Annotated in this window: 19 protein-coding genes and 1 pseudogene; 11 read left to right on the forward strand and 9 right to left on the reverse strand. The window is 45.4% G+C overall.

The window, feature by feature from the left end; genetic code table 11:
- The first annotated feature begins 141 nt into the window (after window positions 1–141).
- The 3 genes from rpsB (at window position 142) to pyrH (ending at window position 2696) form a co-directional block, all read left to right on the forward strand.
- Window positions 142–1035, forward strand: a complete 894-nt coding sequence (gene rpsB, locus JJ941_RS07055; RefSeq protein WP_366069240.1) for a 30S ribosomal protein S2 — start codon at window positions 142–144, stop codon at window positions 1033–1035.
- A gap of 33 nt (window positions 1036–1068) precedes the next feature.
- Window positions 1069–1902, forward strand: coding sequence for a translation elongation factor Ts (tsf, locus tag JJ941_RS07060; RefSeq protein WP_255134559.1), 834 nt, complete (start codon window positions 1069–1071; stop codon window positions 1900–1902).
- Window positions 1903–1976: 74 nt separating this feature from the next.
- Entirely contained in the window at window positions 1977–2696 is a 720-nt protein-coding gene (gene pyrH / locus JJ941_RS07065) for a UMP kinase (RefSeq protein WP_290963201.1), read from the forward strand.
- A 189-nt stretch (window positions 2697–2885) separates the two neighbouring features.
- Here the strand turns inward: pyrH and JJ941_RS07070 are convergent.
- From JJ941_RS07070 to JJ941_RS07095, 6 genes and pseudogenes are all read right to left on the reverse strand, one after another.
- A pseudogene (locus tag JJ941_RS07070) lies at window positions 2886–3785 on the reverse strand (Abi family protein).
- Window positions 3786–4001: 216 nt separating this feature from the next.
- The gene (locus JJ941_RS07075) at window positions 4002–4988 is read right to left on the reverse strand and encodes a formimidoylglutamase (RefSeq protein WP_290963202.1); all 987 of its coding nucleotides are present in this window, start codon (window positions 4986–4988) and stop codon (window positions 4002–4004) included.
- Window positions 4970–6199, reverse strand: coding sequence for an imidazolonepropionase (gene hutI, locus JJ941_RS07080; RefSeq protein ID WP_290963204.1), 1230 nt, complete (start codon window positions 6197–6199; stop codon window positions 4970–4972). The genes JJ941_RS07075 and hutI overlap by 19 nt, the downstream gene beginning before the upstream one ends.
- Before the next feature lie 77 nt (window positions 6200–6276).
- Entirely contained in the window at window positions 6277–7926 is a 1650-nt protein-coding gene (gene hutU, locus JJ941_RS07085; protein ID WP_290963206.1) for a urocanate hydratase, read from the reverse strand.
- A 75-nt stretch (window positions 7927–8001) separates the two neighbouring features.
- Complete coding sequence (locus JJ941_RS07090) at window positions 8002–8502, reverse strand: thioredoxin fold domain-containing protein (RefSeq protein WP_290963207.1); 501 nt, start codon at window positions 8500–8502, stop codon at window positions 8002–8004.
- A 62-nt stretch (window positions 8503–8564) separates the two neighbouring features.
- Entirely contained in the window at window positions 8565–9692 is a 1128-nt protein-coding gene (locus JJ941_RS07095; protein ID WP_290963208.1) for a PLP-dependent aspartate aminotransferase family protein, read from the reverse strand.
- Between the two features lie 257 nt (window positions 9693–9949).
- Between JJ941_RS07095 and JJ941_RS07100 the strand changes: the two genes are divergently transcribed.
- Window positions 9950–11245: a histidine kinase dimerization/phosphoacceptor domain -containing protein gene (locus tag JJ941_RS07100; protein ID WP_290963210.1), complete on the forward strand. Its 1296-nt coding sequence runs from the start codon at window positions 9950–9952 to the stop codon at window positions 11243–11245.
- On the opposite strand, the gene JJ941_RS07105 is transcribed toward JJ941_RS07100, so the two are convergent.
- From JJ941_RS07105 to JJ941_RS07115, 3 genes are all read right to left on the reverse strand, one after another.
- Window positions 11233–12477, reverse strand: coding sequence for a M48 family metallopeptidase (locus JJ941_RS07105; protein ID WP_290963212.1), 1245 nt, complete (start codon window positions 12475–12477; stop codon window positions 11233–11235). The genes JJ941_RS07100 and JJ941_RS07105 overlap by 13 nt on opposite strands.
- A 76-nt stretch (window positions 12478–12553) precedes the next feature.
- Window positions 12554–13003, reverse strand: coding sequence for a hypothetical protein (locus tag JJ941_RS07110; RefSeq protein WP_290963214.1), 450 nt, complete (start codon window positions 13001–13003; stop codon window positions 12554–12556).
- Between the two features lie 60 nt (window positions 13004–13063).
- Window positions 13064–13549, reverse strand: a complete 486-nt coding sequence (locus JJ941_RS07115; protein ID WP_290963216.1) for an MgtC/SapB family protein — start codon at window positions 13547–13549, stop codon at window positions 13064–13066.
- A 189-nt stretch (window positions 13550–13738) separates the two neighbouring features.
- On the opposite strand from JJ941_RS07115, the gene JJ941_RS07120 reads away from it, so the two are divergent.
- From JJ941_RS07120 to JJ941_RS07150, 7 genes are all read left to right on the forward strand, one after another.
- Complete coding sequence (locus JJ941_RS07120) at window positions 13739–14686, forward strand: VOC family protein (RefSeq protein ID WP_290963218.1); 948 nt, start codon at window positions 13739–13741, stop codon at window positions 14684–14686.
- Between the two features lie 84 nt (window positions 14687–14770).
- Window positions 14771–15439 carry a dienelactone hydrolase family protein gene (locus JJ941_RS07125; protein ID WP_290963220.1) on the forward strand — a complete coding sequence of 223 codons (669 nt, stop codon included), beginning with the start codon at window positions 14771–14773 and terminating at the stop codon, window positions 15437–15439.
- Window positions 15440–15509: 70 nt separating this feature from the next.
- Window positions 15510–17078: a cation:proton antiporter family protein gene (locus tag JJ941_RS07130; RefSeq protein WP_290963222.1), complete on the forward strand. Its 1569-nt coding sequence runs from the start codon at window positions 15510–15512 to the stop codon at window positions 17076–17078.
- The gene (locus tag JJ941_RS07135) at window positions 17075–17599 is read left to right on the forward strand and encodes a DsbA family protein (protein ID WP_290963224.1); all 525 of its coding nucleotides are present in this window, start codon (window positions 17075–17077) and stop codon (window positions 17597–17599) included. Before JJ941_RS07130 ends, JJ941_RS07135 begins: the two co-directional genes overlap by 4 nt.
- 31 nt (window positions 17600–17630) lie before the next feature.
- Window positions 17631–17867 (forward strand): UBP-type zinc finger domain-containing protein, encoded by a 237-nt coding sequence (locus tag JJ941_RS07140; protein ID WP_290963226.1) that lies wholly within the window; start codon window positions 17631–17633, stop codon window positions 17865–17867.
- A complete protein-coding gene (locus JJ941_RS07145) occupies window positions 17867–19252 on the forward strand; it encodes an ATP-binding protein (RefSeq protein ID WP_290963228.1) in 1386 nt (461 codons plus the stop codon). The genes JJ941_RS07140 and JJ941_RS07145 overlap by 1 nt, the downstream gene beginning before the upstream one ends.
- A 95-nt stretch (window positions 19253–19347) precedes the next feature.
- Window positions 19348–21015, forward strand: coding sequence for an FAD-dependent oxidoreductase (locus JJ941_RS07150; protein WP_290963230.1), 1668 nt, complete (start codon window positions 19348–19350; stop codon window positions 21013–21015).
- Window positions 21016–21137: the final 122 nt, after the last annotated feature.

A 21137-nucleotide genomic window follows, 5' to 3' on the forward strand; every position in this document is an offset into this window, starting at 1 on the left:
ATTTACGCGACCAATTTTTTTCAAACACAATCACACATGTGTGGCGACCCTGCGTTTGGTGTCCTGAGCTTAATTGACTCAGGATTAACGTTCGGGAATGACCCACACAGAGGATTAACCTAAACTTACATACTTATTACAATGCCAAAAGCTGCATCAATACAAGACCTGCTTAAGTCAGGCGCACACTTCGGTCACTTAACCCGTCGATGGAATCCAAAAATGAAGGATTTCATCTTCATGCAAAGAAACGGGATTCACATCATTGACCTGAAGAAAACTCAGAAATATTTACAGGAAGCCCTCGACGAAGTTCAAAAACTTTCTCGTGCCGGTAAAACCATTCTTTTTGTAGGTACCAAGAAGCAATCTACCGAAATCATCAAAACTGAAGCGTTACGCTGTGGAATGCCACACATTACGCATCGCTGGTTAGGTGGTATGCTTACCAACTTCAGTACCGTTCGCAAAAGTATTTCCCGAATGGAGGAAATTGAGCGCATGAAGACTGACGGTACGTTTGAAGAACTCACCAAGAAAGAGGGTTTGATGCTGCAACGCGAGCAGGACAAACTGAATGACACTCTTGGCGGTATCAAAAACATGGGTCGCCTTCCCGGTGCCATTTTTGTGGTAGATATTATTAAAGAGCACCTTGCCGTTAGCGAAGCAATTAAACTCCACATCCCAATCATTGCAATGGTTGATACCAACAGTGATCCGGATATTCCTGACTACATAGTTCCTTGTAATGATGACTCAGCCCGTACCATCCAGCTGGTAGCAACTCAGGTTGCCGATGCAATTATTGAAGGTACAGCCGAGCGTGAAGCACAGCAGGAAGAAGACGTGATGGAACAAGCTGCTGCTGAAGCCAAAGGCGACGACAAAGGTGATGACGTTGACGTTAAAGACGCTGCTAAAGGAACCAAGTTACGTTCCCGCCGCAAGAAAAAGTCTTCCAAAAAAGACGACAACAAAGCTGACAAAGCCGAAGCGAAAGCCGATGCTGACAGCAAAGATGAAGAAGAATAAAAATTTCCAACTCCAAAAATACTATTCAGAATAATGAGCATTTCTGCTGCTGACGTAAAAAAACTTCGTGACATGACCGGAGCGGGTATGATGGACTGTAAGAAAGCCCTCTCCGAAGCAGATGGTGATTTTGACCGTGCTGTTGAAATCCTTCGTAAAAAAGGACAAAAAGTATCTGAGAAGAGATCTGATCGTGAAGCTAACCAGGGATTGATCCTGAGCCGTATCAACGATGATAAAACCAAAGCTTCTCTGCTTGAAATCAACTGTGAAACTGACTTCGTAGCCCGAAATCAGGAATTCCAGGATGATGCCGAGTCGTTCCTGAACGCTGCTTTCGAAAATGACATCGATAATGCTGACGATCTTCTGAAGATTGAGCTTGATGGACTGACCATTGAAAAGCACCTGGAAGAGATGGTGGGTAAAATCGGTGAGAAAATTGAAATCAACAATGTGATATTGGCCACAACTGAAGGCACACTGATTTCTTACATCCACCCCGGAAACCAGTTAGGCGTATTGGCTGAATTTGATGGCGACCTTACCGACGAAGAAATCGGTAAAGATGTAGCCATGCAGGTTGCAGCTATGAAACCTCTTTCTGTTACCCGAGACGGCGTTGATTCTTCTTTGGTTGAGAAAGAGCTTGAAATCGCCAAAGAACAACTTCTGAACGAAGGCAAGCCTGAGCACATCGCTGAGCAAGCTGCCAAAGGTAAACTTCGCCGTTTCTACGAAGAACGCGTTCTTCTGGAGCAGAAGTTTGTTAAAGATAACAGCGTTTCCGTACAGCAGTACCTGGAGCAGAATGATGCTCCCCTGGTGAAATCATTTCACCGGCTGCAACTGGGCGAAAACGACTAATAAATTTTCTTTACATTAAGGCTGTCAAAATTGACAGCCTTTTTTTTGTCTTATAATTACTAATCGAGGAAATCGTGGGAAATAAATACAACAGAGTGCTTCTCAAACTCAGCGGCGAAGCACTTTTAGGTGAGCAAGGGCATGGCATCGATGCCGATATTCTAAGTAGTTACGCAAAAGAAATTAAATCCATACAGGAAGCCGGCGTTCAGGTTTCTATCGTGATTGGCGGAGGGAATATCTTCCGCGGGGTGAAGGGAGCCACCCAGGGCATGGATCGCGTTCAGGGAGATTACATGGGGATGCTTGCCACTATGATCAACAGCATGGCCCTGCAGGATGCCCTCGAACAAATTGATGTACAAACCCGTCTGATGAGCGCTATCCGTATGGAAGCCATTGCCGAGCCCTACATCCGTCGCCGCGCTATCCGTCACCTTGAAAAAGGACGTGTGGTTATTTTTGGAGCCGGAACAGGAAACCCCTATTTCACTACCGACACGGCCGGTTCCCTTCGTGCCATCGAAATTGAAAGTGACGTAATTCTGAAAGGTACCCGCGTGGATGGCATCTACGATTCCGATCCCGAGAAAAATGCAGACGCCAAAAAATTCGATACCATTACCGGCGATGATGTGCTGAAACGTCGCCTGTCCGTTATGGACCTTACCGCCTTTACCCTTTGCCGAGAAAATAAAACCCCGATCATTGTCTTCAACATGAACAAGAAAGGAAACCTGAAGAAGATTGTGGTGGACGGCAAAGATGAGGGGACTACCGTAGTTTGGGAATAATTTTTATGGAACGCGGATGACACTGATACTGCAGATGTTCGCTGTACTATAATCATTACCTGTGAAAATCCGCAGTATCTGTGTTATCCGTGTTCTATTCAATTAGGTCAATCTTGCCTTAGTCATTCTGAGAGATGAGATGAAATAGATTGATCATTTAGCAGTATAATTAATTGCGAGCCTGATAAGTCAGCCATTCCAAAGTGCTTCTTGTTCCCAGTATTCAGGAAAACCCATTTTTTTCAAATCAATCATTTCATAACGATTAAAAAGATCTTTCAATCGTTGTTTAAAGTGATGATCAGGATTAATTACATCCATTAAATATGCCATACAACAAAGCAAGGCATATAATTTGTGCTCGTCAATATCTTTATTTCTGATGAAAGGAAGGGATGTCAGTTTTGGGAGTTTTGGAGCCACAGCCAACTTCCTGTTCCACAATCGGCCATGATGGGCACAAATATTTCGAACATTACTAATGGCATGCATCCAGCTCTCTAAAATAAATGGATGTCCCAAATTGAATTTACCTGAAATAGTCTTCTTTGTTTTCCCCAATTCTAAATTGTGGTATAGTTTTGAAAGAGTTCCTAAAGATATTACCTCTAAAGTCATCCATGCCGGCGGACGTTCAGGGTTTGAATATTTGTTGTAATAATGTTCTATAAAAACCTCTGCCGAGCGCCTCAGCTCATCATCAATTGCTTTTAAGTCTGACTCAAAGTGTCGCAAATTACGAAATAGAGATTCATCTTCATACCATTAACTTTGATGAGCCATACAACACTGGTAAATTATTTGAGTACGAAAAGCAATTTCTATTCTCTCAATTGCATCAAAAACAATCAATCGTAATTCACGATCAAAAATGTAATAATCCAAGACCTCATCAAACGTAATCTCTTTGATAAAAGGGTGATCTGAATCTTCATTATCCTGGAAAGGGTAGGTATATGCCCTTAAACGATAAAAGCTGATGTATGACAAATAATGTTCAGCTCTTTCTTCATCCTTTATCGTCAAGCCCCGACCTTTTAATAGCTCAACTTGTTGCGTTATGCTAAGAGGAGATTTATCAAATTGCATAACCTAAGTTGTATAATAAAAAAACCCGCCCGGGTGCGCGTCACTATGGAGAGGCGTGGCAGGTCTTATTTTCTTCGATTCTATGATACTAACATTCGGGTTCATAAAAAAGTTTATTTTTTTTCTCACATCCAAGAATTAGTGACAAATAATGAAAATTATATACCCCAAACAACTTATTACGTTCGTCTTATCTAAGAATCCTAATTTTAACAATTATCCAAATATAAACTTATAAACAAACTGCGCAGCTAACTTCACCGTACGGTTGTCAATATCATACTTCGGATTGACTTCCGTGATTTCAAACACCTTCAGGTTTTCTTTTTGTCGGGCCTGATGAATACATTCCAGCACTTCCCTTCCTGAAAATCCAACCGGTGAAGATGCGCTTACCCCCGGGGCATCCGAAGCCTGAATGGAATCCACATCCAAGCCAAGGAAGAAAGGCCGCTCCCCGATTTGCCCCAGAATATGCTGAAAGGCCGGGCTTACTCCTTCCTGCAGAATATCAGCCAACAGATGGACATTCACTCCAAGTTTACCGGCATTCTCGAGGTAAAAAGCTCCATTAGATTCCGGCCTTATACCAAACTCATAAAATTGATGAGGGCTCAAATAATGATCGTCAATGAGTCTTCGATAAGGTGTGCCGCTGGTCATTTCATCGGCCTCACGCATATCCAGGTGGGCATCGATATTGATGGCGGAAATTTCCCTGCTCGTTTCGGCCAGTGCTCTTACGTCCGCATAAGAAATGTCATTCCCCCCGCCCAGCACAATCACCTTCTTGCCGTCCCGCAAAAATTCAATCACAGCCGTGCTTAACCTGTTGTGAATTTCTTCCAATACATCCGGATTTTGATCAAGGTCGGGAAAGTCGGTGACTTCTGAGGAGTCAAATAAATCGGTACTCACATTGCCGGCGTCAAATAACCGGATGGGGGTTTCCTTTTTCACCTGTAATTTAAACAGCTGCTCACGGATTTTATTGGGAGCTTCGGCGGCTCCGGTTCTTCCACTGTTTCTCAACACTCCTTCATGCTGCGGGCAGCCAATCAACACGTGGGTTGATTGGTCGTAATCGTTCGCATCAAACAACATCTCCTGAACCAGCCAGTGGTCGTTTGGGTCATGAGAGCGCATCGACTTAAGCGAATTGGAAACCGGTTTTAGAATAGCTTTCAGCCTTTCGATTCCCATACTTTCTCTCCTTTTTTGATGACCGTATGCACGTGATTTTCCCCAAAGAAATAAGCCAGGTCTTTGTAATTATCCGTATCGAGCAACAGGATATCGGCCTGGAAACCGGGAGCAATACAGCCCAGTTTCTTCCTTTCCAGGGCTTTGGCCCCGTTTTGGGTGGCGCAACTTAGCGCTTCCTCTACTGACATCCCCATTTTCGTACAAGCCATGCTCATCAACAGCTGCATGGAGATAGTCATAGATGAACCGGGGTTGAAATCCGTAGCCAGCGCTACCAGCGCCCCCCTGTCAATTAGCTTACGCGCCGGGGAATAGGGGATGTTGAGGAAGTAGGAAACTCCGGGCAGAATGGTGGCTACCGTATCGGACCCGGCGATGCGATCTACATCTTCGTCAGACAGCACTTCCAGGTGATCTACCGAGACAGCATCTAAGTCCAGTGCCATTTCAACCCCGCCGATATCATTGAACTGATTGGTGTGAATCTTGGGTTTGAGTCCATGCTCCATTCCTTTGTCAAGTATGCTTCTTGACTCCTCAGTTGTGAAATATCCGTCTTCACAAAACACATCGCAGTAATCGGCCAGTTCGGCAATTTCCGGTATCATATTCAGCACCTCTTCCACATACTCTTCTTTGGTAGAATTTTTGGGAACCGCATGAGCTCCCAAAAAGGTGGCCTTCAGTTCAACAGGCTGTTCTTCCTTCAGCTCGTTGATTACTTCCAGCATCTTCCGCTCGTTATCGAGGTTCAGCCCGTAACCACTCTTAATTTCCATGGTGGTGATGCCTTGCTTCAACGCTTTCTGTAAATGAATGCGGGCAACATTCTTTAACTCTTCTTTGGTTGCCAGTTGGGTGGCCTCTACCGTCGATACAATGCCACCGCCTTGTTCGGCAATTTCTTCGTAACTCATACCCGCCGAACGCATGGCAAATTCATCGGCCCTATTTCCCCCAAACACCAAATGGGAATGGGAGTCCACAAAGCCCGGCACGGCTGCTTTGCCTTCCGCATCTAAAATAGTGGGATGCCCTTCTACCTGCTCCAGCACTTCTGACAAAGATCCCACGGACTTAATAACTCCATCCGAAATATAGATCGCTCCGTTTTGAATAACATTCAGACTCCGAAGCTCTGAGCCACGAAGCACGCCCGGTTTCGGCGTGGCTATTTGTGATATGTTTTGGATTAATAAATCAGGCATGGATGTTAGATTAAAATATGATCATCAATCCGTGGGGACGTATCATGATACGTCCCCACGGATGATATTTCTGCCGATTATTCCAAAAACGGCAATTTCAATTGATATTCTTTGGCGCAATCGATGGCAATTTCATAACCGGCATCGGCATGACGCATAACGCCACTGGCCGGGTCATTCCATAACACGCGGTTTAGTCGTGCCGCGGCATCATCGGTACCATCGGCAACAATGACCAGTCCGGCGTGCTGAGAGAAACCCATTCCCACGCCCCCGCCATGATGGAAGGAAACCCAGGTGGCTCCGGATGAGGTATTCAACAAAGCGTTCAGCAACGGCCAGTCGGATACGGCATCTGAACCGTCTTTCATGCCTTCGGTTTCCCGGTTTGGACTTGCAACGGAACCGGAATCCAGATGATCCCTGCCAATAACGACCGGGGCTTTCAGTTCCCCGTTTTTCACCATTTCGTTGAAGGCTAGTCCCAGTTTATGACGCTGACCTAGTCCCACCCAACAAATACGGGAGGGCAATCCCTGGAAGTGAATTTGTTCTCTGGCCATATCCAGCCAGTTGTGAAGGTGAGGATCATCAGGAATGAGTTCTTTTACTTTTTGGTCGGTTTTATAGATATCCTCGGGATCACCGGACAGAGCCGCCCACCGGAAAGGACCAATTCCCTTACAAAACAATGGACGAATATACTCAGGCACAAATCCCGGAATATTAAATGCATCTTCCACACCCTGATCATAAGCTTCCTGCCGGATGTTATTGCCATAATCAAAAACGGGAATACCCTGCTGCTGAAAGCCCAACATGGCCTGAACCTGTACTGAAATAGATTCTTTGGCCCGTTGCTCTACTTCTTTGGGATTGGATTTCTGTTTGCTTTCCCATTCGGCGACCGTCATACCAAGCGGAAGATACCCGTTCAGTGGATCGTGGGCGCTGGTTTGATCGGTCACCGCATCCGGCATAATTTTTCTGTCTAGCAGTTTGGGATAAATATCTGCTGCGTTTCCATGAAGACCAACGGTAACCGGCTTTTTGTCCTGAACAGACTGTTCAATAATCTCCAGAGCCTCGTTCAAAGAAGTAGCTTTCTGATCTACATACCCTGTTCGGATGCGCATATCAATCCGGTCTTCCCGGCATTCCACAGCCAGCATGCTTGCGCCGGCCATTTTGGCTGCCAGCGGCTGAGCGCCACCCATGCCACCGAGACCGCCTGTAAGAACCCACTTGCCGGATAAATCCCCGTCAAAATGCTTTTTCCCCATAGCTACAAAGGTTTCATAGGTTCCCTGTACGATGCCTTGGCTTCCGATATAAATCCATGAGCCTGCCGTCATCTGTCCGTACATCATCAGGCCTTTTTTGTCGAGTTCGTTGAAGTGGTCCCAGTTGGCCCATTTTGGAACGAGGTTGGAGTTGGCGATTAAAACACGCGGGGCATCCTTATGGGTTTGAAAAATTCCGACCGGCTTACCGGATTGAACAAGCAGGGTTTCTTCGTCGCTCATGGATTTCAGCGAATCCAGGATTTTATCGAAGCTCTCCCAATTGCGGGCAGCACGACCAATACCGCCATAAACCACCAGTTCTTCCGGTTTTTCGGCAACCTCCGGGTCAAGGTTATTCTGGATCATTCGGAAAGGAGCTTCCGTCAGCCAGCTTTTGCAATTCAGATCGGTTCCCGTTGGTGCTTTAATAGTTCTTCCCATCTCCATCAGTTTTTATTCCTGTAAACAATTCCACGGCAGGAATGTACAGGATTTTGAGGGAAGACTCACGCCATTCTAATTCTCCGCCTCTATCCCCGCAAACTCCCCGAAGCTCTGATCGAGGTAGGCATCGCTTCCCACAAATTCGAGGATTTGCAGATACATTTTTTCCGGGATAAATCCGGGCTGACCGGCTATAATCTCTCCTTCTGAATCAAAGAAAATGAAGGTGGGGGTTCCGGTGATTCGCATGGCCCGGCTGAATTGAATCTGGGTCATTTCCTGATCGCGAAAAGTCAGTTTCTCATCCGATTCAATGTCCATCCACACGGAATAGAAATGCTCTTTGGTTTTTTGTTGCACCGCTTCCTGCGTAAACACTTCCTTCTCCATCTTCTTGCAATACGTGCACCACACGGCATTGGCATACACCAGCACTTTTTTATCGTTTTGCTCAGCCAGCTCCATCGCTTCTGAAAGTGGCTTCCAGTCAAACATATCCGGCCGGTTTTGAGCCTGCGCCATGGAAATAGCAGTGATAGAAATCAGAAATACAGAAATAATCTTATTGATCATGAATATGGTTTTAAATGGTACACTCTTTTGATGAACCCAACGGGCTTTCTATTACTTTGTTTTTAAGATAAGGCTAATTCCAGATCTGAAATAATATCATCGGGATGTTCCAGCCCCACGCTCAGACGAATCAGGTTATCCGGGGTTGGCGACTCTTCCCCTTCACTGCTTTTACGGTGTTCCCAGATGCTTTCAATGCCTCCGAGACTGGTAGCGGCTTTGATCATTTTTGCTCCGGCAACAACCTTTATGGCATCTTCAGCCGTTCCGTCGATCAGAAATGAGATCATCCCTCCAAAGTCATCCATCTGCGCTTTGGCTATGTCGTGTCCGGGGTGAGAGGATAAACCGGGATAGAATACCTTTTCAACTTTTGGGTGATCATTCAGAAAATCAGCTACTTTTCGGCCATTCTCGTTATGAGCACGCATTCGATACGGAAACGAACGGATACTCCGGCTCAGCAGCCAGCAATCCTGCGGAGAGGGAACGGCGCCCTGCACCACCTGAACTTTTCTGATTAGCTCAAACAACTCTTCATTCCCTTTGGTGATAACGGCACCGCCTAAAATATCACTGTGACCGCCAAGGTATTTCGTTGTAGAATGAATCACCACATCGGCCCCAAGCTCCAGTGGGCGCATATTGAATGGTGTGGGCCAGGTGTTATCGATGGCTGCTATGGCTCCGTGTTTTTGGGCGATTTTACTTACTTCCACCACATCGGTAATGAGGAGTCGTGGGTTTGAAGGGGTTTCCATCCAAACCAGTTTGGTGTTCTCTTTCAGGGATGATGAAACGGTATTCAAATCCGTCATGTCAATGAAATCAACCTCCAGGTTCCAGCGTTCGGCAAACTCCCAGATCAGCTTTCGGGTACCAAAATACACATCCTCGGGAACCAGCACGTGTGCCCCGGATGCTATAGTTTGAAATACCGAGGAGATAGCCGCAATCCCTGATGAAAATGCCGCGCAATGATCTCCGCCTTCCAGATCTCTTATCACATTTTCCAGCTGTACACGGTTGGGGTTTGAATGTCGGGTGTATTTCCAGTCGTCATCCTTCCTGCCCGACTTCCGGTGCTCGTAAATGGTGGACATTTCTATTCCCGGAACAATGGGCTCATTCTCTCCAACCTGTTCCTTCATGCTGCCATGGATGGCTATCGTCTCAATGTGTTTTTTCATGGGTAATCGGTGCGTATTTGATTCACCCCAAAATAAACAAAATCTATGGATACTCACTCGCTGAATAGCTACCTAAGTTTCAGTCTGAGTAAATTTCTAATGCTAACACCGAATTTGCCGATAAGGAAAACATCACTGAATTTTAGGTTAGGTTGATTTTGGTTTGTGGTTTCATTGTATTATCAACTGATATTATTTTAGCCGGAACAGTAAAATAACTGTTGGCAGTACTTATCATTTCTACAGAATAGAATTTAATGGCTAAGCTTTGGGAAAATTATAAACTTAGGGTTCGCGAGAACTGTATGGGCAGTTTGACCCGTTCTGATGGATTGGAATATTGGAGAAACAAGCTCTTTACCACCATCATTATATACCTCTTCCCCCTTGGAATCATTGTTTTACTTCCCTCTGCATTAGTTGTGTTTGCGCTCGACATTCTTTCATTAACCGTCGCTTATATCTTTTTTGGGCTGTCTATTACAGTCATTTCTCTCTATAGCGGGTTGCAGATCAATTATCGCAAATATCTTTTCCTTACCCTTATTTATTCGGTAGCTGCCATCCTTATTTTCTTTATGGGTGAACTCGGGGCAGGTCTTACTTATTTATTTGGAGCCACGGTTTTTTCCCTGCTGATTCTGCCTACCCGCGCCGGGGTGCTTACCATTTTCGTCAATATCCTCATTTGTGTGATACAGGCATTATTAATTCACAACCGCCTTGTTGATTACCCATTGCGCGAAAGCTACGAGGTAGCTTCATGGATTGCCATTTCGGCTAATTCTATTCTCTTGAGTATAGTCGCCGTGGTATTTATGCCCATGCTGTTTAGCGGACTTCAGGAAACTATTGAATCCCAGAAAGAACTCAAGCTAAACCTGTTGAGCTATCAGGGGGAACTGGAGAATTCGCTGGGCGAGAAAAACACCCTTCTTGCTGAAATCCACCATCGGGTAAAAAACAACCTGGCAGTAATATCGGGAATGCTTCAGATGCAGTCGTTCAAAGAAACGGATGAACGTATTCAGAAAAAGCTGATGGACAGTACTCTTCGCATTAAATCGATGGCCAATATTCACGAGCAGCTTTACCAATCCAACAGCTTTTCGAATATGGATTTTGATGCCGGTTTAAAAAACCTGGTTCATGCCATTCTCGATACCATGGATGATCATTCTAAAATTGAGACTGAATTCAACCTTGAGCCCATCAACCTGAACATTAACCAAGCGGTGCCCTGCTGCTTGATTGTAAATGAAGTGCTGACCAATTCCATTAAGCACGCATTTTCGGATATGCAGAAAGGACTGATTTCCGTTCAGCTTCAAAAGAATGATCAGCAGATCACCCTGCAGATAACAGACAACGGGGTTGGCTTTCCTGATGATGATCAGCCGGAAACAAAGGATTCACTCGGCATGGTACTGATTCAAACGCTGGCAGATCAGCTGGAAGCAGACTATGAATATAAATCCCGGGAAACAGAACCCGGCGTACTCTTTCGGTTGTCATTCAGACTCTCGGATGTAAACGAAAGTCACCTTTCCTGATTACCATTTCTGATTGCCCGGATACGCTCCAGTACCGGCGGATGAGAATAATTCAGAAATACATAGAACGAGTGAGGGGTTAAGTTACTCAGGTTATCCTTTGAAAGTTGCTTAAGCGTTGAAATCATATCTTCAGGTTCACCGGTTGTTTCTGCTGCAAAAGCATCAGCTTCAAATTCGTGCCGGCGGGAAATCATTTGCATGAATACAGACAAAATCATATCGATGGGAGCATACAGCATTCCAAAAAAGATGAGACCGGCATAAACCGACATCTGTTCCATATAAAACGCATCGAATAATCCCCCGGCGTTCAGAAATACCGATAGCAAGTAGAACAACACTCCTGTTTGCGCTACGCTGGTTATCATCCCTTTTATGATGTGCTTTTTCTTGTAATGACCGATTTCATGAGCCAAGACCGCCACTAATTCTTGTACGGTGTGATTCTCGACCAGCGTATCATAAAGTCCTACTCTTTTATTCTTCCCGAAGCCGGTAAAAAAGGCATTCGATTTACTGGATCGCCGGGAGCCGTCAATCACAAACAAACCCTGCAGAGGGAAATTCACCTTCTCAGTATATTCTTCAATAGCGGTTCTAAGTTCCCCTTCTTCAAGTGGGGTGAATTTATTGAACAGCGGCATGATCCAGGTCGGGGCCACATATTGCATAATCAACGTAAAGGCAGTGACCGCCCCCCAGGCATACAGCCAGGCCAAATCTCCGGCATACATAAAGAACCAGAGAATTCCGGCAAGCAGAGGCATCCCGATTAATAATCCAAGCCCCAGTCCTTTCACCATATCCAACACAAAAGTTTTCGGGGTGGTTTTGTTGAAGCCGAATCGCTCTTCAATCACAAAAGTAGAATAAATACTGAATGGAAGGTTCAGAATGGTTTTAGCCAGCAGTAAAATCCCTATATAGATCAAACCCGTTACCAGCTCTCCAAACCCCCAGGCCCGAACAATCTGATCCAGCCAGTTGAATCCGCCCGAGAACCAGAATCCCAACACCAGCGCCAGGTCAAATCCGCCGGTCAGAAAGCCAAACTTGGTTCTTACTTTGGTGTATTCCTGAGATTTGGCGTAGGTATCTTCATCATATACTCCTTCAAATTCTTCAGGAAGTTCTTTTGATAGAGATTTCAGGTTCAGGTAGTTGGAGGTGATATCAAGAATAAAATCGATGGCAATGGTTGCCAGAATAATGATGGCGTAAATATTCACGTAAAGAAACTTTTTGGTTCAGGCTGATTAAAATCTGACCAAAGATACTGATGTTTTTACTGAGTTAAACAACCGCCTATTCTTCTCTTTCAGCCAACAGAATCGCTTTGTATTCTTTTTTAGGGATCCCTTTTTCTGCCGATTCCGGATATGGATTTAATTCCAATAGCTTCAGGGTAATTCCATTAACCCGTTCACTCTTTTTATAATTGGAATGGGTGTTGAGTTTAACTTCCAGTTCATCATCGTCAATGGTTGTCACCAGCTTAACCTCACCATTACCCTCCCAAACACACGTTACATTTGCAGGACAACGACTGTCTTCCACCTTTGTAAACTCAATGCGAATGGATTCATTGGTATTGGTTGCCGTTCCTCCATATGAAAGCTCAAATGGCTGCCCAATTTCAAAATCAGTTTGAATTGCTTTTATGTTTCCGCCTTCATCACTAAAAAGCATATTCTCACAGGAATAAAGCAACATGCCGCATATCAATAGCAACGTAAAGACTGTTATTTTTTTCATGGTTCTCTCCTAAAATTTCGGAACTCAATAATGATAACGTTTCCGCCATTCATTTCATATCTACTTCGAATACGGGCTCTCATAATCTGAAATTTTATACACCCATTTGTTCAGTCGGGTGAACAGGAAGTTAACCGTCACCAGAATAACAGTAGCCCCTGCTCCCAGCATATATTGTTTTAAGGCAATACTGATTCCAATACCTGCTGCCATCAAAATAGTTGCGGAGGTAGTCAGGTACCGCACCATGGTTTTTGAGGTGCTTTTCAGGATGGTGCCGGCTCCTATAAAACTAACGCCCACAATCACCGCGTGAAGCATACGAATGGGATCAACGCCAAAGCTTTCGGTAGCGGCCAGCGTGCCAAAATCCTGAACCACGACCCTTCCCAAAGAAACCAGCAACGCCGCTGATCCCGCTATAATCATGTTCGTTCTTAATCCTGCCGGCTTTTGCTTCCATTCTCGCTCCAGCCCTAAAACACCGCCCAAGATCAAAGCGATGCTTACATCCATCAATATGTACGATTGCGCTAATAAATCCATAATTCTAATCACTTAAGCTTGCTGATTCGGTTCCTTACTGATATAAAAGAAACAAGCCCCGCTTTGTTCCCTGCCAACCTGCGTATCTATACAGATGATAGAAAATAACAAATTAGTTTAATGTTAAACTATTGAATGATTCGTTGTATCTTGTGGTTGGTTTAATAAATGCCAAATAAACGAGAAGCAATGAAACATCAGAAAGGAATACATCACATTACAGCATTGGCCGGAGATGCTCAGCGCAATGCCGAATTTTACACGCAGGTTTTGGGCATGCGGCTGGTGAAGAAATCGGTGAATCAGGATGACCCTGGTACCTATCATTTGTTTTATGGAAATCAGTCTGCCAATCCGGGTTCAAGTTTAACCTTCTTCCCATGGCCGAATGCTGTTCAGGGCAAACCCGGAACTGGTGAAGTTGTGAATGTGGCACTTCAGGTTCCTGAAGGAACACAAGGTTACTGGGAATCTCGCCTCACTGATCACGATGTTGATTATACAGTGGAAGATGTTTTCGGAAGAACCGCACTTCGTTTCAGCGATCCCGACGGCATGGAACTGGATCTGGTGTTTGAAGGGCAGGCAAAAGAAAAAGTGGAGAATGTGGATTACATCGTTCCCTTCGACAAAACCATTCAGGGATTCTGGGGAGCGCGCATGTACCTGACCGAGCGTGAGCACACCGAGAAGCTACTTAACGAGTTATTCGAGTTCGAGCAAGTGGCGAATAAAGACAACCTATACTTATATCAAACCGATGCTGAAATTGGGCATTCGGTGATTATCGAAGTCGCTGATGCTCCCATTCACGGACAGAATGGTCGGGGTATAGTGCATCACATCGCTTTCCGGACTGAGAATAAGGAAGAACTGGACCAACTTCGCGAACAAGTAAGTAAGCGCGGACTTCACCCAACTCAAATTATCGACCGCCACTGGTTTAACTCTGTGTACTACAGGATACCTGCCGGCGTGCTTTTTGAGATGGCTTCTGATGACCCCGGTTACACCGTAGATGAAGAATTTGAACACCTGGGAGAACACCTGATTCTTCCCCCATGGTTAGAAAACAAACGGGACCGGATTGAAGAAATCCTGCCGGAGATTAAGGTAACCTCAAAGGCAACATCCTAGCACATTTCTAACGTAGAGACACAAAATCTTGTGTCTCTACGTTAGAAAATGATTACCAAGTCCAATCCAATTACAATTGCATTCATGAGTTTATTCCGTGTAACAGACAACACAAATTTCGAAGGTCCCCATCAAAACACACCAGTAGCTAAAGCCGGAGTACCTGCTTCAGAGGCCGATTACGCCATGATTATGATTCACGGTCGCGGAGCCAGCGCTCCCAGCATACTCGACCTGAGTTCCGCATTCGAAACCGATAAAAAAATCACCTATCGGGCACCTCAGGCAAATGGACACACCTGGTATCCCTATTCTTTTATGGCCCCAACCGAAAGGAACGAGCCCGGCCTGTCTTCCGGTCTTCAGAAAATTCATGACATCATTGAGGAACTCGAGTCGGATGGCATCTCAAAAGACCGAATCTTTCTTCTGGGGTTTTCTCAGGGAGCGTGTCTTGCTTCTGAGTTTATAGCGCGTCACCCTGCAAAGTATGCCGGCTTGATTGCATTGAGTGGAGGTGTGATCGGCGAATCTGTGGATTTTGACCAATACACCGGCGACCTTCAAAAAACTCCGGCTTTTTTAGGCTGCAGTGATGTTGATCCACATATCCCCAAAGAACGCGTTAATGAAACCGAAGAACTTCTGAAGCAGTTGGGCGCAGATGTCACCAAAAAACTATACACGGGCATGGGACACCTTGTGAATGAAGATGAGATCAAGCATATTAATGCCTTATTAAATTCAAAATGAAAGATGAAAAATTAAAAATTGGTTGGACACCTATTTTTAATTTTTCATTTTGAATCTTTAATTCACAAACATGGAAATTCTTTGGCTGGCAGCAGCCTATGTTCTGGGGATGGCTGTATCGCGACTTAAGTTGCCGCCACTGGTCGGTTTTCTCGGTGCCGGTATTATTCTCTCTCTTTTGGGATTTGAAACCACCGACACCCTTCACGAGATCGGGCATCTCGGGGTTTTATTTCTACTGTTTACGGTAGGTCTTCACCTGCGCCTTAAAAGTATTCTGCGACCGGAAGTTTTGGGCGCGGGTGGTATCCATCTCGCCTTAACTGCCGGAGTATTCGGACTGATTGCCTCCTTTTTCGGATACGAGCTTGTTGAAGCTGTCATAATTGGTATCCTTCTGGGCTTTTCAAGTACGGTGCTGGCCGCCAAATCCCTGGAAGACCGCGGCGAACTCGGCGCTTTCCACGCCCGTGTCTCTATCGGTATTTTGATTTTGCAGGATATTGTTGCCATCGCTTTGCTGGCTTTAACCGGTGGCGGCGTGCCTTCCATATGGGGCTTGGCTTTACTGGCTCTGCCCCTTTTCCGCCCGCTGTTAATTAAAGCCCTAATTGCTAGCGGACATGATGAACTTCAGCTTTTATTCGCCTTAATTTTAGCTATCGGCGGCGGAGCTCTTTTTGAAGTATTGGGACTATCATCCGAACTGGGTGCTTTAGTAGCAGGTGCTCTGCTTTCCGGCCATAAACTTGCTGATGAACTCACCCACAAACTTTGGGGACTCAAAGAGGCCTTTCTGGTTGGATTCTTTCTGGAAGTGGGCCTTGCAGGATTACCGGGTTACAACGAACTGATATTCTGCGTGGTCATTTTAGCCTTACTCCCCATCAAATCCATACTCTACTTCTTTTTGCTGGTGGGATTCAAACTGCGATCCAGAAACTCCTTTCTGGTTACTACCACGCTCACTTCTTACAGTGAATTTACCCTCATTGCCGGAATTGTAGCCGTTTCAGGTGGCTTCATCCCGGAAACCGTTGTTACCAGTTTCGCCTTGCTTGTGGCAGTATCTTATGCCATCAACGCTCCGCTTTCTGCAAATGTAAATGCCCTTTGGAGTCGGTTTGAGCTTTCCCTGCTCAAGTACGAACGGGATGTCAAACATCCGGGTCAGCAGGTGGTCTCGCTTGGCAGTGCAAATTACCTGGTGGTTGGAATGGGGCAGGCCGGTTCATCCGCTTATGAGTACATGAAATATTACGGCCACAAAGTAATTGGTATGGATGCAGATCCGGCCAAGCTGGAAGAAAATATTCAAAGCAAAAGACGGGTAGTGTACGGTGATGCCCGCGATCCCGAATTATGGGAGAACATCAATCTTGAAAATATTAAAGCCATCATGCTGGCTATCCCAAATCCCGGCACTAAAGTGGAAGCCACAAAATTGCTCCGTCAATATGGTTATAATGGAGATGTAGTGGCCCTGACCATGCGAAGCGACGAACATAAAGCTCTTAGAGAAGCGGGAGCTACGGCGGTTTGTCTGCCGATGTCTCAGGCTGGGAAAAAGTTAGCTGAACTCAGCCTCGAAGAAGGCCCGTCAGAGAGCACTTCGCTTAACCTGACTTTTGACCGATGAGCGATTTATATGCTGAAATATCAGATGATGACTATATGCTGGGTAACCCTGATGCACCAGTCACATTGCTCGAATATGGTGACTATGAGTGCCCATACAGCCGGCTGGGATATCGTTTTTCGCAGATGTTGCTGAAGAAGTATAAGCAGAAGCTGAAGTTTGTATTCCGAAATTTCCCGCTTCGCAAAAAACACCCGAACGCTCAGTTAGCAGCTGAGGCGGCTTTGTGCGCCGGTGCTCAGGATCGGTTCTGGGAGATGCACAACCTGCTTTTTAAACACAACCGAAGGCTGAGTGAAAACAGAATTCTTGAATTTGCTGAAGATATCGGGCTCGATTTATATCGCTTTAAGGTAAACCTGACAACCAATGAATTTGCCGGTCGGGTTACCGCTGATTTCCGGGGTGGTGTTAAAAGCGGCGTAGACGACACTCCTACTTTTTTTGTGAACGGAAAGCGATATTCCGGTGAATTGGATTATAATCAATTGAAGGCTTTTGTTGATACTTTCCTGAACTAAATAAACGCTTATGGCTTGCTCGCACAAAGATATGATCAAGGTTGTAAATACTGCCGAAGATGTTTGCCCGGATTGTGTGGAGCAGGACAGTTCTTGGGTTCACCTGCGCATGTGTATGACTTGTGGTTATGTGGGTTGCTGCGATTCATCCCCAAACAAACACGCCCGCGCTCATTTCGAGGAATCTCATCATCCCATCATCCGCTCTGTCGAACCCGGTGAAGAATGGCGCTGGTGTTATATCGATGAACTATACATGAGGCCCTGATGGACGACTATATCGTAAAAGGGATTCAATCGTTTCCTCAGTTTTCCGAGGTTCCGGAAGATCAAATTCGGGAGTATGTTCGGTTGTCGGAAGTGTGCACTTACCAACCGGATGAGGTGATTGTAAAGCCCGGTGACGAAATCAACAAGATGTACCTGCTGCTTGAAGGAAACATTCGGCTGCAACTTAAGCGGGGAGACCAATTTACCGTTATCGATACTTTTGAAGCCGGCGACCTCACCGGAAAGCTTCCCTTTTCAAGACTTCAATCGTCTCTGGCTTATGTAACTGTAATAGAGGAATCGACTGTTTTAATCACCCATGAGGATAAATTCCCCGAAATTGCTGCTCATTATCAGCTAATCGAATCTTTTGTGCATGCCCTCTCCGATCGTATTCGTCATTTCACTACCCAGCAGCAACAAAACGAGAAATTACTGGCCCTGGGTAAACTATCTGCCGGTTTAGCCCATGAGCTGAATAATCCCGCTTCGGCTATGGTCAGAAGCGCTACTTCCCTGAAAGCAAACCTTCACGCCAAACCCGAAAAGTTTAAAGGCATGATGGAGCTCAAACTTTCAGAAGAACAAGTGGATGCCATAAACAAGGTGATTTTCAATAAGCTGAATGCTGAGATTCCCTCCCTTTCTTTGATAGAAAGAACATCGCTTGAAGATGACCTGGCTGATTGGATGGAAGGTCACGGTATTGAAGAAGCTTATGAACTGGCAGAAACATTTGCTGAACACGGATTCGATGTAGAGTCTCTTGAACAAATCAAAGATATCGGTGATGAAGCCTTGCTCCCCCCGGTTTTTAAATGGATTGAAGATGTGTTTGTTACCGAAAAGATGATTGCTGAGGTTGAGGATGCATCTCGTCGTATTTCTGACCTGGTTTCGTCGGTGAAAACCTATTCGCATATGGATCAGGCAAATGAGAAGCAGCCGGTTGAACTGGAAAAGTTGTTGAAAAGCACGCTCAGTATTTTAAATCATCAAATAAAAGAAAAACAGGTATCGGTAGAAGTAAACATCCCCGATGATTTACCAGAGTTTTGTGGGTTTGTGAGTGAATTGAATCAGGTATGGATGAACCTGCTCGACAATGCCGTTGATGCGATTGAGAAAGAGGGCCGTATCGAGGTTTCTGCCGAGGCCAAAAACGGAGACCTTAGAATTTATTTTAAAGACAATGGAACAGGCATCCCGGAGGACATTCAAACCAAAATTTTCGATCCTTTTTTTACAACCAAAGGTATAGGAGAAGGAACCGGCCTCGGTCTCGATTTTGTCCGTAAAATTGTAAATAAGCACAATGGCACCATCTCCGTACAATCCAAACCCGGCGAAACCATCTTCGAACTCTGTTTTCCACTTAACTAATTCAAAATTAAAGATGAAAAATTTAAAATTATCCTCAGCATTTAATTATAGCCTCGTCCTTAATTTTAAATTTTAAATTTTTAATTCCTTCAGGAATGAGTAAACCGATCATTTTTGTAATTGATGATGATGCCCAGGTCCTTCGTGCGGTAACGAGAGATTTGCGCAACAAATACCGCAGTGAGTATCGGATTATGAGTACCGATTCTTGCAGAGAAGCCCTGGAGTCGTTGCCTGAGCTGAAGAAAAAGGGTGAAACAGTAGCACTCTTTCTCAGCGATCAGCGCATGCCGGAGATGATGGGAGTCGAGTTTCTGGAAAAGGCCAGGCAAACCTACCCCGATGCCAAGCGCGTGTTACTGACTGCTTATTCCGATATGGAAGCCGCTATCAAAGCCATCAACGATGTGCAGCTGGATTATTATTTATTGAAACCCTGGGATCCTCCCGAAGAAAAACTTTATCCTGTTCTGGATGACCAACTGGATGAATGGCTCGCTGATTTCAAACCGGAATTTCATGGAATACGACTGGTAGGCTATCAGTACTCGCCAAAGTCTCATGCGGTCAAAGACTACCTTTCCGGAAATCTGATTCCCTACCGCTGGCTTGATATTGAAGCTAATGATAAAGCCCGGGAGCTTCTGGATGATTACGAAATCAATACCAACGACCTACCAGCTATCTTTTTTGAAGATGGAAGTCATTTTACCGAACCCTCCCCTAAAACCATTGCTGAGAAGCTGGGAAGAAATCCCACCGCAAATGAAACCATTTATGACGTAGCTATCATTGGTGCCGGTCCTGCCGGACTTGCCGCAGCCGTTTACGGAGGTTCGGAAGGACTGAAAACACTGCTTATCGAAAAGCGGGCGCCGGGCGGCCAGGCGGGAACAAGCTCGCGGATCGAAAATTATCTCGGATTCCCCAAAGGATTGAGTGGGTCTGATTTAGCCCGCCGTGCCATCACACAGGCGAAACGTTTTGGCGTGGAGTTTTTATCTCCGCAGGAAGTGGTTGACATCTCACTCACCGATCAATACAAAACCGTAAAAATGGCGGACGGTTCTGAGATTAATGCCAAGGCGGTGGTGGTTACCACCGGGGTTAATTACCGGAAGCTGGAAAGCAAAGGGATTTCCGATTTTACGGGCGCCGGGATTTACTATGGTGCAGCCATGACGGAAGCCCATGCTTTCAAGGATAAGCAGGTGTACATCGTTGGGGGTGGGAACTCAGCAGGACAAGCCGCTATGTATTTATCCACTTTTGCAAAAGACGTGAAGATTTTGATTCGCGGAAAATCGTTGGTTTCAAGCATGTCTTCGTACCTGATACATCAGCTTAATGATACAGAAAACATCGAAGTGATAGCCCACACCGAAGTGGAAGAAGCCTGTGGTGATGGAAAGCTTGAGAAGTTGGTTTTGTTCAATAATCAGAAAGACGACCGGCAAGATGTGGAGGCAGATGGACTCTTCATTTTTATCGGTGCCCGGCCCTATACCGACTGGATCAAAGCGGATGTTATTAAAAGTGAACGCGGATTTATTGAAACCGGGAGAGATCTGCAGCGATACGATAATTTTAAAAAAACTTGGAAGCTGGACCGACAGCCATTTCTGTTAGAAACTTGCTCACCCGGTATTTTTGCGGCCGGCGATGTGCGTGCCGGAGCCATGAATCGTGTGGCCTCTGCTGTGGGGGAAGGGTCCATGGCCATCAAATATGTTCATGAATACCTGGCAGATTCAAATACCTGATGGTTCCTTACAAAAGATTTATCCCACTCCCGCTTAGAAATCTTATATTATGGCCGATGTGTAATTCCCGGTAATAAGGACAGGGAAGCTTCCACCGGCACAACCGTAAATCGTGCCGTCAC

The sequence above is a fragment of the Gracilimonas sp. genome (genome assembly GCF_017641085.1).
Lineage (GTDB): Bacteria > Bacteroidota > Rhodothermia > Balneolales > Balneolaceae > Gracilimonas.

Bases quoted from the DNA above. Each gene is read 5' to 3' on its own strand.
- hutU (WP_290963206.1), bottom strand. From the start codon at position 7,926: ATGGGAAGAACTATTAAAGCACCAACGGGAACCGATCTGAATTGCAAA.
- rpsB (WP_366069240.1), top strand. From the start codon at position 142: ATGCCAAAAGCTGCATCAATACAAGACCTGCTTAAGTCAGGCGCACAC.
- JJ941_RS07125 (WP_290963220.1), top strand. From the start codon at position 14,771: ATGAGTTTATTCCGTGTAACAGACAACACAAATTTCGAAGGTCCCCAT.
- JJ941_RS07090 (WP_290963207.1), bottom strand. From the start codon at position 8,502: ATGATCAATAAGATTATTTCTGTATTTCTGATTTCTATCACTGCTATT.
- hutI (WP_290963204.1), bottom strand. From the start codon at position 6,199: ATGCCTGATTTATTAATCCAAAACATATCACAAATAGCCACGCCGAAA.
- JJ941_RS07095 (WP_290963208.1), bottom strand. From the start codon at position 9,692: ATGAAAAAACACATTGAGACGATAGCCATCCATGGCAGCATGAAGGAA.
- tsf (WP_255134559.1), top strand. From the start codon at position 1,069: ATGAGCATTTCTGCTGCTGACGTAAAAAAACTTCGTGACATGACCGGA.
- JJ941_RS07135 (WP_290963224.1), top strand. From the start codon at position 17,075: ATGAGCGATTTATATGCTGAAATATCAGATGATGACTATATGCTGGGT.
- JJ941_RS07150 (WP_290963230.1), top strand. From the start codon at position 19,348: ATGAGTAAACCGATCATTTTTGTAATTGATGATGATGCCCAGGTCCTT.
- JJ941_RS07130 (WP_290963222.1), top strand. From the start codon at position 15,510: ATGGAAATTCTTTGGCTGGCAGCAGCCTATGTTCTGGGGATGGCTGTA.
- JJ941_RS07145 (WP_290963228.1), top strand. From the start codon at position 17,867: ATGGACGACTATATCGTAAAAGGGATTCAATCGTTTCCTCAGTTTTCC.
- JJ941_RS07115 (WP_290963216.1), bottom strand. From the start codon at position 13,549: ATGGATTTATTAGCGCAATCGTACATATTGATGGATGTAAGCATCGCT.
- JJ941_RS07075 (WP_290963202.1), bottom strand. From the start codon at position 4,988: ATGGGAATCGAAAGGCTGAAAGCTATTCTAAAACCGGTTTCCAATTCG.
- JJ941_RS07140 (WP_290963226.1), top strand. From the start codon at position 17,631: ATGATCAAGGTTGTAAATACTGCCGAAGATGTTTGCCCGGATTGTGTG.
- JJ941_RS07100 (WP_290963210.1), top strand. From the start codon at position 9,950: ATGGCTAAGCTTTGGGAAAATTATAAACTTAGGGTTCGCGAGAACTGT.
- JJ941_RS07110 (WP_290963214.1), bottom strand. From the start codon at position 13,003: ATGAAAAAAATAACAGTCTTTACGTTGCTATTGATATGCGGCATGTTG.
- JJ941_RS07120 (WP_290963218.1), top strand. From the start codon at position 13,739: ATGAAACATCAGAAAGGAATACATCACATTACAGCATTGGCCGGAGAT.